Annotated in this window: 8 protein-coding genes; 3 read left to right on the forward strand and 5 right to left on the reverse strand. The window is 75.2% G+C overall.

The window, feature by feature from the left end:
• Nucleotides 1-91: 91 nt before the first annotated feature.
• The 3 genes from ACGFIZ_RS18185 to ACGFIZ_RS18195 all read right to left on the reverse strand — a co-directional run bounded on the left by ACGFIZ_RS18185 (nt 92) and on the right by ACGFIZ_RS18195 (nt 5,081).
• Nucleotides 92-1,753, reverse strand: a complete 1,662-nt coding sequence (locus ACGFIZ_RS18185; RefSeq protein WP_393420606.1) for a SulP family inorganic anion transporter — start codon at nt 1,751-1,753, stop codon at nt 92-94.
• Nucleotides 1,750-2,139 carry an ArsR/SmtB family transcription factor gene (locus tag ACGFIZ_RS18190; RefSeq protein ID WP_393420608.1) on the reverse strand — a complete coding sequence of 130 codons (390 nt, stop codon included), beginning with the start codon at nt 2,137-2,139 and terminating at the stop codon, nt 1,750-1,752. Before ACGFIZ_RS18190 ends, ACGFIZ_RS18185 begins: the two co-directional genes overlap by 4 nt.
• 74 nt (nt 2,140-2,213) lie before the next feature.
• Nucleotides 2,214-5,081 carry an EAL domain-containing protein gene (locus tag ACGFIZ_RS18195; protein ID WP_393420610.1) on the reverse strand — a complete coding sequence of 956 codons (2,868 nt, stop codon included), beginning with the start codon at nt 5,079-5,081 and terminating at the stop codon, nt 2,214-2,216.
• Between the two features lie 253 nt (nt 5,082-5,334).
• Here ACGFIZ_RS18195 and ACGFIZ_RS18200 point away from each other — a divergent pair, with 253 nt between their 5' ends.
• Nucleotides 5,335-5,712 carry a PH domain-containing protein gene (locus ACGFIZ_RS18200; RefSeq protein ID WP_393420612.1) on the forward strand — a complete coding sequence of 126 codons (378 nt, stop codon included), beginning with the start codon at nt 5,335-5,337 and terminating at the stop codon, nt 5,710-5,712.
• 152 nt (nt 5,713-5,864) lie between these two features.
• On the opposite strand, the gene ACGFIZ_RS18205 is transcribed toward ACGFIZ_RS18200, so the two are convergent.
• Complete coding sequence (locus tag ACGFIZ_RS18205) at nt 5,865-6,791, reverse strand: 2-hydroxyacid dehydrogenase (RefSeq protein WP_393420614.1); 927 nt, start codon at nt 6,789-6,791, stop codon at nt 5,865-5,867.
• 116 nt (nt 6,792-6,907) lie between these two features.
• Here ACGFIZ_RS18205 and ACGFIZ_RS18210 point away from each other — a divergent pair, with 116 nt between their 5' ends.
• Both ACGFIZ_RS18210 and ACGFIZ_RS18215 read left to right on the forward strand, forming a co-directional pair.
• Nucleotides 6,908-8,083, forward strand: coding sequence for a PQQ-dependent sugar dehydrogenase (locus ACGFIZ_RS18210; RefSeq protein WP_393420616.1), 1,176 nt, complete (start codon nt 6,908-6,910; stop codon nt 8,081-8,083).
• A 49-nt stretch (nt 8,084-8,132) separates the two neighbouring features.
• Nucleotides 8,133-9,728, forward strand: coding sequence for a metallophosphoesterase (locus tag ACGFIZ_RS18215; RefSeq protein ID WP_393420618.1), 1,596 nt, complete (start codon nt 8,133-8,135; stop codon nt 9,726-9,728).
• A 371-nt stretch (nt 9,729-10,099) separates the two neighbouring features.
• On the opposite strand, the gene ACGFIZ_RS18220 is transcribed toward ACGFIZ_RS18215, so the two are convergent.
• Nucleotides 10,100-12,457 carry a pyruvate dehydrogenase gene (locus ACGFIZ_RS18220; RefSeq protein ID WP_393420823.1) on the reverse strand — a complete coding sequence of 786 codons (2,358 nt, stop codon included), beginning with the start codon at nt 12,455-12,457 and terminating at the stop codon, nt 10,100-10,102.
• Nucleotides 12,458-12,535: the final 78 nt, after the last annotated feature.

A 12,535-nucleotide genomic window follows, 5' to 3' on the forward strand; every position in this document is an offset into this window, starting at 1 on the left:
ACTCACCTCAATACCGGAACTCCGCTTCTGTTTGCCTGAGCGACACACCCCTCGACAGCCGCCACAACGCCTTAACCGAGCGACGTTGGGACTAGGCGGCCGCCAGGGCGATCTCGCGGGCGTACCGGATGGCCGCCGGCGTGTCCGGGAAGACCAGGCCCTCGCGGCGCAACTCCTCGGCCACCCCCAGCGCGGTGAGCACCTGGTCGTGGCCCGGGGTGACGCCGGAGAGCAGCACCGCGATGCCGCGTCCCCGCAGCCGCCGGATGGCGTCGCCGAGAACGTGCGCGCCGGTGGCGTCGATCGTGGACACCCGGGACATCCGCAGGATGACCACCCGCACGTCGGCGACCTCGGTGAGTTCGAGCAGAAAGTTGTGCGCGGCGGCGAAGAACAGCGGCCCGTCCAGCCGGTACGCGACGATGTGCTCGTCGAGCAGCGCCCGCTCCTGCGCGCTGTGGTCGCCCGCCTCGAGCGGCACCTGCTCCAGCTTGGCGCTGCGGGCCACCGCCCGCAGCGCGACGACGACCGCGACTGCGATGCCGACAGCCACGGCGGTGACCAGGTCCCAGATTACGGTCACGGCGAAGGTGAGAACGAGCACCAGTGCGTCGCCCCGGGTGGCCCGGGCCAGCGCCCACAGCGAGCCGGCCTCGACCATCCGTACCGTGGTGGCGAGCAGCACGCCGGCCAGCGCGGCGAGCGGGATGCGGCCGACCAGCGGCGCGGCGGCGAGCACGATCGCGGCGAGCGCCACGGCGTGGGTGAGAGCGGCCAGCTTGGACGACGCCCCGGCGCGTACGTTCACGGCGGTGCGGGCGATGGCGGCGGTGGCCGGGACACCGCCGAACAGCGGCGCGGCGAGGTTGGCCAGCCCCTGGCCGAACAACTCCCGGTCGGGGTCGTGCCGCTCGCCCACGGTCATGCCGTCGGCGACGGTGGCCGACAGCAGGCTCTCCAGCGCGGTGAGGGCGGCCACGGCGAGCGCGGAGGGCAGCAGCACCCCGATCGCGCCGGGGTCGAGGAACGCCAGCGACGGCGCGGGCAGTCCCTGCGGCAGGGCGCCGATGCGGACGAGGTCGACCGGGGCGGTCTCGGCCAGGACCGTCGCGGCGGCCACTCCGAGCAGGGAGAACGGCACGCCGGGCCGCCAGCGGGCGCCGAGCAGCATCAGCGCCGCGACCCCGATGGCCGTCGCGAGGGCCGCCGGCCGCGGGTGTACGACGAAACGGGCGACCGCGTCGCCAGCCACGGCCCACACCCGCTCGCCGTGCGCGTCGGTCACGCCGAGCGCGGCGGGCACCTGCTGCAGGGCGATGACCACGGCGATGCCGGCGGTGAAGCCCTCGACAACGGGGGTCGGCAGGTAGCGGACGTACCGGCCGAGGCGGGCGAGCGCCAGGGCGATCAGCAGCAGCCCGGCCATCGCGCCGACCATGAGCACGCCGGTCGGGCCGAACTGCTGCACCACCGGCACCAGCACCACCGTCATCGCGCCGGTCGGGCCGGACACCTGGAGGTTGGAGCCGCCGAAGACGGCCGCCACCGTGCCGGCGACCACGGCCGTGACCAGCCCGGCCTGGGCGCCCAGCCCCGAGGTGACGCCGAAGGCGAGGGCCAGCGGCAGGGCGACGACCGCGACGGTGAGCCCGGCGAGCAGGTCGCGGCGGGGCGAGCGGCGTACCGCAATCCAGTCGGCGCGGCCGGGCAGCAGGCGCAGGGCGCGGTCGCGCAGGACGGCGGCGGAGCTCACCTGCCCCGCCCGGCACGGTCGCGGTCACCCTCGGCGGGGGCGGGGGCCGGGGCGGTCGCGGCACCGGCGCGCAGCTCGTCGAGCAGGGCGTCGCGGTCGGTGAGTACCGCGCCGAGGATGCGCCGCCCGGCGGCGAGCAGGTCGGCCACGTCGGGGGTGCTCAGCGCGTACACAACCAGGGGACCGTCGCGGTGCGAGGTGACCATACCCGCACGGCGCAGCACGGCGAGCTGCTGCGACAGGTTGGACGCCTCGACCTCGATGACCGCGAGCAGGTCGCGGACGGGCTTCGGCCCGTCCTGGAGCAGCTCCAGCACCCGGATGCGCACCGGATGACCGAGGGTGCGGAACAGCTCCGCCTTGGCCTGGTACAGCGGCACGGACATGAGGGCTCCTCCCGAGGTCACCATTGAAGAGATTAGCAGTTGCGAAAATCTTCAAGTAGCGCGCCCGGCTGCGGTCACCGTGACGCGGACGGGAACTCCTCCAGGTACGCCTCGACCCGCTCGGCCGTCGCCGGCCGGGCCAGCGCGAACCCCTGGCCGTAGCGGCAGCCGGCCCGGGCGGCGGCGTCCGCCTGGGCCGCCGTCTCCAGCTCCTCGGCGACGATCTGCAGGCCGAGCCGGTCACCGAGGCCGACCACCACGTCGGTCAACGGCGGCTGCCCCGGGTCGTCCGCCGCCGCCCGCCGCGGGGCCAGTTTGAGCAGGTCGATCGGGAGCCGGCGCAGCCGGGCCAGGGAGGAGTGCGCGGCCTGGAAGTCGTCCAGCGCGGTCCGCACGCCGAGGGAGCGCAGCCCGGCGAGCCGGGCGACCACGGTGGACAGCTCCGCGTCGATGCGCGGCTCGGCCACCTCGACCACCAACCGGTCCGGCGGTACGCCGTGGGTGGCGAGCACCGCCGCCGCGCGCTGGAGGAAGTCCGGCGCGACCAGCTCCCGGGGCGTGACGTTGACCGCCATCCACAACTGCCGGCCGTCGGTCGACCAGTCGGCGAGCTGGCGGCACGCGCGGTCCAGCACCCAGCGGCCCACCTCGCCCATCAGGTCGAGATCCTCGGCGACCGGCAGCAGCTCCGCCGGGAGCACCGTGCCGAGCACCGGGCTGCGCCAGCGCAGCAACGCCTCGGCGCCCACCGGCAGCCGGTCGGCCAGCCCGAGCACCGGCTGGTAGACCAGGTCCAGCTCGCCCCGGGCCACCGCGCCGGGCAGCTCCCGCTCCAGGTCGAGCCGGCGGACCAACTGCTCCTCCAGGTACGCGTCGTACCAGTCGACCCGGTCCCCGCCGAGCTGGGCGGCCCGGCGGCGGGCGAGGTCGGCCTGGCGCAGCACGTCGTCCGGGCCCGCGCCGGTGAGCTCGGCGAGGCCGACGCTGACCCGCAGCCGCACCTCCTCGCCGGCCACCCGGTACGGCTCCCCGAGCGCGGCCACGAGCCGGGCGCCCAGGGCGTACGCCAGCACCGGGCCGGCGTCGGTGAGCACCCCGAACTCGTCCCCGACGAGCCGGGCCACCAGGTCGTCCGCGCCGGTCGCCAGGCGCAGCCGGTGCGCCACCTCGACCAGCACCGCGTCGCCGACGGCGCGCCCGCGCCCGTCGTTGACCGCGCCGAGGCCGTGCAGGTCGACCACCAGCAGCGCCCCCGGCCCGGCCCGCCGGGCGGCCAGCTCCCGCAGCAGCTCGCGCCGGTTGGCCAGCCCGGTGAGCTGGTCGGTCGCGGCGAGCCGGTGCACCACCCGCTCCAGCCGACGGCGCTCGCCGACGTCGCGGACGTGCAGCACCAGCGCGCCGACCTCGGGCACGCCGCGCTGGTCGCTGACCGTGGACTCGGTCTCCCGCCAGTCGCCGCGCCCGTCGCGCAGCCGGGCCGCCAGCAGCGTCGGCCGGGCCCCGCCGCGTACCCGGTCGAGCAGCAGCGCGGCGCGCGGGGCATCCTCGGGGTGCAGCAGGTCGACGAACGGACGGGCGAGCACGTCGGCGTCGGTGAGCCCGAACAGCCGGGTCGCGGCCGGGGACTGCCAGCGCACCCGCAGCGCGGCGTCCAGCAGCAGGATCAGGTCGTGCCCGCCGGAGACGAGCTGACGGAAGTGCGCCTCCTGGGCGGCGAGCCGGTCGGCGTACCGGCGGTTGTCCGCCGCGGACATCAACTCCCGCACCAGCAGCGGTGGGATCATCGCCAGCCCGAGCAGGAACGCGCCCGGCTCGAAGTCGCCGTGCGCGGCGAGGTGCCCGCCGGCGGCCAGGATCGCGATCCCCGCAGGCGCGCTGACCCCGGGCCAGACCGGCGGCGGCCCGCCGGGACGCGGCTCGTCGCCGCGGGCCACCCGGCGGACGGCGGCGGCGGTCAGCAGCGCCCCGGCCACCAGCGCCGGGACGGCGGTCAGGGCGGTCCAGCCCGGAGCCCGGTAGGCCAGCAGCACGATCAGCGCGAGCAGTCCGAACTGGGTGGACCCGGCGCCGAGGAGGCACAGGGCCACCCCCGGCCGGCGCCGCCAGTCGGCCACCGCCGCGACGCCGACCGTCGCCAGGCCGAACCCACCGGCCACCACCGCGAGCCGGGCGACGACCAGAGGCTGCCCCGGCGGCAGCAGCACCCAGGCGGCGAAGAGCAGGCTCAGTCCGAGGCTGACGACGTCCACGACCCGCCGGACCCGGGCCGGGAGGGACAGCCGGGACCGGCCGGGCAGCAGGAGCAGCCCGGCGGTGTGCAACAGGGCGGTCAACCCGAGGCCGGCCGCGCCGACGACGACCTGTTGCCCGGCGTCGGCCAGGGGCAACACTCCGACGGTCAGCCCGGCTGCGACGACCGCCGCGTCGAGCAGGCCGGCGGCCCGCCGACAGCGGCCGGCGCGCCGGCCGGCGCCGCGCGCGGGTTCGGGGATCCGGGGAACCATCGGCACGGCGGGACGATCCGGCGGGGCGGGTTCGGAGGGTCGTGGCACCGCCAGCGCGGTGGAATGATCCGACGACGCGGGTTCGGAGGGTCGTGGCACCGCCAGCGCGGCGGAATGATCCGACGACGCGGGTTCGGAGGGTCGTGGCACCGCCAGCGCGGCGGAATGATCCGACGACGCGGGTTCGGGAGGTCGTGGCACCGCCAGCGCGGCGGCGTGATCCGGCGGCGCGGGCGCGGGAGCGCCGGGTGCGGCCAGCCGGGAGAGCCGGACAGCGGCCAGGACGCTGCCGGCGGCGCCGGCGAGCGCCACCACGGCCAGCGGCAGGACGAGGCCGGCGAGCGCGGCGAGGACGAGCAGCGTCGCCGCCGCCAGCACCAGCAGGTCGGCGGGACGCAGGAGGCGGCGGAGGACGGCGGCGGGGTGAGCGACGGACACGGCGGTCGCCTTCGTGAGGGGGCACGGGCGGTTGCGGTACGGCGGTGCGGGTCGAGCCCACCGCCCCGGGTTGCGGGCCGGGGCTGCGCGGGCGTGGCGGGAGCCTTCCCGCCCAACATGGGCGAACGATTCACCGTGACGACGGATACGGCCCACGACCCGGAAATGTGCGTGATCCAGGTCACCATGGCGGCGGTCACCTCCGCCGCGGCCCGCCCCGGGCCCGGCGGGCCGGCAGTGGGATCATCGGGGAGTGAGTCGCGCCGAGACCGTCCGCTTCCGCCACAGCCAGGCGCTCCTGGTCGCGGCGGTGATCGCCTTCATCGGGGCGCTACCGCTGGCCACCGCCCGGTGGTACCTCCTGCCCGTGCTGCTCGTCCCGGTGGCGCTCGGCGTCTGGGCATGGCGTGCCGGCACGGACGCCGACGCCCGCGAGCTGCGCCTGCGGGCGCTGTTCGGGCAGCGCCGCGTCCCGTGGGCCCGGGTCGTCGAACTGGCCGCTGACAACCGGGGCCGCGCGGTCGCCCGGCTCGACGACGGCGAGCGGCTGGTCCTGCCCGGAGTGCGCGGCGTCGAGTTGCCCCGGCTCGTCGCGGTCACCGGCCAGGCCCCGTCCGAGCCGGCCGCCTGACCCGACCGACTCCCTCCGTCGACTCAATGTCGGCGACACGGGCGGGTCGAGGGCGACCCGATGCCGCCATGTCGGCGACATGGGCGGGTCGAGGGCGGGCCGATACCGCCATGTCGGCGACATGGGGGGCGACGATATGGGGGCCGCGCCCCTCAGTAGCCGCCCACGACCGTGTTGATCAGCGGCTCGCCGGCCGCGAACCGCCGGAGCTGCTCGCCCACCAGCCGGTACGCCCGGGGCAGCAGCCCGCGTACCGAGCCGGCCACGTGCGGGGTGAGCAGCACGTTGGGCAGCTCCCACAGCGGGTGGTCCGCGGGCAGCGGCTCGGGATCGGTCACGTCCAGCGCGGCCCGCAGCCGGCCGGTGGCCAGCTCCGCCACCAGGTCGTCCGTCCTGGCCACCGGGCCGCGCGCGGCGTTGACCAGCAACGCGCCGTCCGGCATCGCCGCGAGGAAGTCCTTGTCGACCAGTCCGCGGGTCGCCTCGGTCAGCGGCACCAGCAGCACCACGACGTCTGCCTCGGGCAGCAGCGCCGGCAGCTCGTCGACCCCGTGCACCCCCTCCGCGGGGCGGGCGGTCCGGGCGACCATCGTGAAGGTCACCTCGAACGGGGCCAGCCGGGCGCGCACCGCCGCGCCGATCGAGCCGGCGCCGACGATCAGCACCCGCTTGCCGGCGAGCTCGTCAGTCGGGCAGACCTGGTCGTACGCCCACTCGCGGCGGGACTGGGCGAGGGCGAAGACGGGGAAGCCGCGCAGAAAGGACAGGATCGCGGTCACCACCCACTCGGCGGTGCCTGAGTCGTGCACCCCGCGCGCGTCGCAGAGCGTCACGCCGTCCGGCATCCGGCCCACCCAGGCGTCCGCGCCAGCCGAGAGCAGCTGCACGACCCGCAGGTCGGGCAGCTCGGCCAGCAGGGCGGTGGCGTTTCCCGAGGAGAGGAACGGCGGCACCCAGAAGCGCACGTCGGCCACGTCGCAGGCGAGCCTGGACGGTGACTCGGCCACCTCGACGGTGACCCCCGCCGGCACCTCGCCGAGCAGGGCACGGCCGGCCTCGTGCGGGATCCATACCTTCACGCCCGCCGACGATAGCGGGCCGGACGTCGAGGTCGGTCCGCAGGTCGGCGGGGATCGACGGCGGGACGTGTCCGCGAGCGCACGGCCGCCGGGGCGCTTCCGGCTACTCTGGCCGGGTGAGCGCGCCTCCCCCGTACCCCCGGAACAGGCCGCCGCGCGCGGTCGTCGCGGCGTCGTGCGCCGCGCTGCTGCTGGCCGCCGGCGGCTGCACCTTCGGCGAGCCGGCGCCGGACCCGGCCGGCGAGCCGCCGAACCTGCCCACCCCGTCGGCGTCGGCCACCGACGGTGGCGCCGGCCAGCAGGTGGTGGCCACCGTGCTGGCGAAGGGCCTGCGGGTGCCGTGGGGGGTGGCGTTCCTGCCCGACGGCGGGGCGCTGGTCACCGAGCGGGACAGCGGCCGGATCCTCCAGGTCGGCCCCGAGTCCGGGCGGGACGGGCTGAACGTCACCGTGGTGCAGACCGTGCCGGGGGTGGCGGCCGACGGCGAGGGCGGCCTGATGGGCATCGCCGTCTCGCCCCGCTACGCCACCGACAAGACAGTCTTCGTCTACCACACGGCGGAGCGGGACAACCGCATCCTCCGGCTGCAACTGGGCGGCCAGCCCACCCCGATCCTGACCGGCATCCCCAAGGCCGGCATCCACGACGGCGGCGCGCTGGCCTTCGGCCCCGACGGCTTCCTGTACGCCAGCACTGGCGACGCCAGCAACCGGGACACCGCCCAGGACCCGAAGAACCTGGGCGGCAAGATCCTGCGGATCACCCCCGACGGCAAGCCGGTGCCGGGCAACCCGTACCCCGGCTCGCCCGTCTGGTCACTGGGGCACCGCAACGTCCAGGGCCTGGCGTGGGACGGGGCGAAGCGGATGTACGCCGTCGAGTTCGGCCAGAACGCCTGGGACGAGCTCAACCGGATCGCCAAGGGCGGCAACTACGGTTGGCCGCACGTCGAGGGGCGTGCCGGGGACAAGCGGTACCCCGACCCGATCGTCCAGTGGCGCACCTCGGACGCGTCCTGCTCGGGCCTGGCCGCCACGGACCGGCTGCTGGTCACCTCCTGCCTGCGCGGGCAGCGGCTCTGGCTGGTGGAGCTGACCGACACCGGGACCGTGCTCGGTCAGCCCCGGGAGCTGCTCAACCGCCGGTACGGCCGGCTGCGCGCCGCCGTCGCCGCCCCGGACGGTTCGATCTGGGTGACCACCTCCAACCACGACGGGCGGGGCGACCCGTCCCCCGAGGACGATCGGATCCTGCGGTTGGTCTTCAGCGACGGCGGCGCCGGGCGCAGCTAGGAATTGTCGGTTTGCCAAGATCCCACATTGGGCAGGTCAGAATCTCAGCATGGACGGGCAGGAGAACGAGCAGCCGATGAGCGGGGACGCGGACACCCCGGCGAGCGGTCGTGGCCGACGCTGGACACTCCGGTCCCGGCGGGACCGCCGGGGCGGCGATCCCGCACCGGCTCCGTGGGTCCGGGTGGCCCGCCGAGTCGGTGTGGCCGCGGCCGTCCTGGCGATCGCCCTGGCCGGGGTGGTGCTCGGCACCTTCGCCGGCGGTCGGATGCACACCGACATCGGCCCCTTCCGGGCCGAGCTGACCCTCGCGCCCGCGCTGCGGGGCGGCACCACGGTCGACATCCCGCCGCTCGGCGCGCTGCAGCTGCACAGCCACGACGGTCCGACCCACCTGACGGTCGCGCTGGGCGCGCTCGACCAGCGGCGCACCGAGGCGCTGATCGACGACCCGGCGAGCATCAGCCGGGCCAGCCAGTCCGCCGTCACCGACGTCCGCAACGGGGTCATGCGCCTCGGCCTGCGTACGGTCGGCATGACGCTGCTGGTCACCCTGCTGCTGGCGGCGCTGGTCTTCCGGGACACCCGACGTACGGCGTGGGCGGGCGGGCTGGCCCTGCTCGTCACGGTCGGCAGCCTCGGGGCGGCGGCGTCCACCCTCCGTCCGCAGGCGATCGAGGAGCCCCGGTACGAGGGCCTGCTCGTCAACGCCCCCGCGATCGTCGGCGACGCCCGGCGGATCGCCAACGACTACACCAAGTACGCCGAGCAGCTCCAGCGCCTCGTCGGCAACGTCAGCCAGCTCTACACCACGGTCTCCGCGCTGCCGGTGTACGAACCCGCGCCGGGCACCACCCGGGTGCTGCACGTCTCCGACATGCACCTGAACCCGACCGGCTGGCAGCTCATCCGCACCGTGGTGGAGCAGTTCGGCATCGACGTGGTGATCGACACCGGGGACATCACCGACTGGGGCAGCGAGCCGGAGGCCTCGTTCGTGGGCTCGATCGGCCTGCTCAAGAAGCCGTACGTCTACATCCGGGGCAACCACGACTCGGCCCGGACGGCGGCGGCGGTCGCCCGGCAGCCCAACGCGATCGTGCTGGACAACTCGACCACCACCGTCGCCGGCCTGACCATCGCCGGCATCGGCGATCCCCGGTTCACGCCGGACAAGAACACCTCGCCCGCCGGCAGCGGCCTGACCCCGCAGGTGGCCGATCAGGTGATCACCACCGGGACGAAGCTGGCCACGACGATCCGCGAGTCGCCGAAGCCGGTGAACATCGCGCTGGTGCACGACCCGGCGTCGGCCGGGCCGCTCTCCGGGGTCTGCCCGCTGGTCCTCGCCGGCCACACCCACGCCCGGCAGGTCTCCAAGCTGCCCGAGGTACCCGGCCAGCCGCCGACCCAGCTGATGGTGGAGGGCTCCACCGGCGGCGCGGGGCTGCGCGGCCTGGAGGGCGAGAAGCCCACCCCGCTGACGATGACGGTGCTCTACCTCGACCAGAACAAACTGCTCCAGGCGTACGACGACATCACCGTCGGCGGGACCGGCCAGGCGCAGGTCAACCTGGAGCGGCACATCGTGCAGGACCCGAAGGCGGGCGCCGAGGTGCCGGTCACCCCGACCCCGACGCGCTGACCGGCCCACGCCGCGTCCCGCGGCCCGCCGTGGCGACCGGCCCGTGCCCGCCCGCCGCGACACGCGGCCCGTCACTGATGGTGAGCGGACCGCTGGTGGCACGCCATCTTCGCCGGTACTTTGCTCTGCACCCACGGGCGCAACGATCACCAAGGGCTACCGCCTCTCGCCGCCGCGCCGGGCCGCGCATCCACGCCGCTCCTGGTCATGCGGGGTGTCGCATCCTTGGGTGCAGAGCAAAGGAGGCGAAAGACCGCCCCTCGACCAGCCGAGGGGTCACGTTGTGTCACATCTCCGTAGCGATTACGCACCGTGAAATTTTGCCGAGACCGCGCCGTCGACAGGTCACGGGTGGGCGGAACACGGCTCGGTCAGCGCAGCGACAGCGCCGCCAGAGCGGCGTTGACGATGCTGCCGGGCAGCAGGTCGTGCAGCTCGTACAGTTCCTGGACGCTGCCGGACTGGCCGAACTCGTCCACCCCCAGCGGCACCGCCGGCGCACCGAGGGCCGAGCCGAGCCAGGCCATCGCGTGCGACGCGGCGTCGTGCACCGTCACCACCGGCACCCGGTCGGCGAAGGCCGACCGCAGCGCCCCGGGGACGCTCGGCACGGTGGCCGTCCGCACGCCCTGGCGCAGGGTCCGCTGCCAGGCCCGGTAGAGCCGGTCCAGCGAGGTCACGTCGACGACGTGCGCCGCGATGCCCTCGTCGGCCAGTTCGGCCGCGGCGGCGAGCACCTCCGGCAGCACCGCGCCGGACGCGGCGAGCTGCACCACCGGGGCGTCGGCCAGCTGCGGGTACGCCTCGTGCGCGTCCACCAGCCGGTACGCCCCGGCGACCGCCTGCCGGCGCAGCACGGCGTCGCCGAGCCGGGCGCGGGCGGCCTCGAACGGCGCCTGGTCGATCGGCCGGGTGCTGAGGCGGAAGTAGTACGCCCCGTCCTCGGCCGGCGCGGCGGTCGTGTTCCGCGCGCCGCCGGCGGCGATCTGCCCGAGGGCGTCGCAGAGCAGCCAGTCCAGGGTGGCCGCGTACGCCGGCTCGACGAACGTCACGCCGGGCAGTTCCAGGCCGACCGAGGCGGTGATCGTCGACTGGTGGGCGCCGCCCTCGGGGGCGAGGGTCACGCCCGACGGGGTGCCGGCGACCACGAACCGGGAGCCCGAGTAGGTGCCGTACAGGAACGCGTCGAGCCCGCGCAGCACGAACGGGTCGTAGACGGTGCCGACCGGCAGCAGCGGCTGCCCCGACAGGTCCCAGGACAGGCCGAGCTGGCCGAGCAGCAGGAACAGGTTCATCTCCGAGATGCCCAGCTCGATGTGCTGGCCCCGCGGGCTCTCCGTCCAGCGCAGCATCCGGTCCTCGGTCCAGGAGCGCTGCTCGGTCGGGGCGAACACGCCGGTCTTGTTGATGAACCCGGCCAGGTTCGTGGAGGTGGCCACGTCCGGGGCGGTGGTGACCAGGTACGGCCCGACGTCGGGGTCACGGGCCAGGTCGACCAGCACCCGGCCGAAGACCTCCTGGGTGGAGACGGGCTTGTTGGCGCGTACCCGCGTGGTTTCCGGGACGGTGACCGACAGCGCCCGCCCGCGGGGCGCGCGGGACAGCGCCTCCCGACGCTCGCCGGCCCTGATGCCGGCCGGGGACGCGGGGTCGAGCCGGTCCCACTCGGTCTGCCGGGTGAGGCCGTGGGCGGCGCGCAGGGCGTCGACCTGCTCGGTGGTGAGCAGGGCGGAGTGGTTGCGCGGGTTGCCGGCGATCGGCAGCCCCCACCCCTTGACCGTGTACGCGAACACGACGCTGGGCCGGTCGGTGACCGCGTCGCACTGGGCGTACGCGTCGAGCATGGCCCCGAGGTCGTGCCCGCCCAGGTCGGTGACCAGCGGGCCCAGCTCGTCGTCTCCGATGTCGGCGATGAACTCGGCGATCCCGGCCGGCGCGCCGTCGAGGAACCGCTTGCGCAGGTCCGGGCCGGCCAGGCCGAACAGCGACTGGTACTGCTCATTGGGCATCCGGTCGATCCAGTCGCGCAGCGCCTCGCCGCCGGGGCGGGCGTACGCCTGCGCGAGCCGGCGGCCGTACTTGACCTCGACGACGTGCCAGCCGGCGGCCTCGAACTGCCCGCGCCACTGGTTGATGCGCACCCCGGGGACGACCCGGTCCAGCGACTGGCGGTTGAAGTCGACCAGCCACATCACGTTGCCCAGCCCGGTGGTGGCCGGGTCGGCGACCGCCTCCCAGATGTTGCCCTCGTCCAGCTCGGCGTCGCCGATCAGGGCGACGAACCGGGAGCGCGGGCGCTCGCCGAAGTGCGCGTCGACGTACCGGCGGGTGGCCGCGGCGAACAGCGGCGCGGCGGCGCCGAGGCCCACCGAGCCGGTGGAGAAGTCGACGCCGTCCGGGTCCTTGGTGCGCGACGGGTACGACTGGAGCCCGCCGCGGGCGCGCAGCCGGGGCAGGTACGACCGGTCCAGGTTGCCGAGCAGGTACTGGATGGCGTGGAACACCGGCGAGGCGTGCGGCTTGACGGCCACCCGGTCCTCGCCGTCGAGGTGGGCGAACCAGAGCGCGGTCATCGCGGTGACCAAGGAGGCGCTGGACGCCTGGTGGCCGCCGACCTTCACCCCGTCGCCGGTGTTCCGGTCGTGGTTGGCGGCGTCGACGATCCGGGTGGCGAGCCAGAGCACCCGCCGCTGGATCTCGTCGAGGACATCGAGGTCGGCGCGGGACAGCTCGCTCACGGTCGACTCCATCCGGGCGTCGCCATTGACGCCCACGAGGGGGTGGGGAGTTCGGTGATCATGGGGCTG

The organism is Micromonospora sp. NPDC048830, from assembly GCF_043198215.1.
Lineage (GTDB): Bacteria > Actinomycetota > Actinomycetes > Mycobacteriales > Micromonosporaceae > Micromonospora.

Bases quoted from the DNA above. Each gene is read 5' to 3' on its own strand.
- ACGFIZ_RS18190 (WP_393420608.1), bottom strand. From the start codon at position 2,139: ATGTCCGTGCCGCTGTACCAGGCCAAGGCGGAGCTGTTCCGCACCCTC.
- ACGFIZ_RS18215 (WP_393420618.1), top strand. From the start codon at position 8,133: ATGGACGGGCAGGAGAACGAGCAGCCGATGAGCGGGGACGCGGACACC.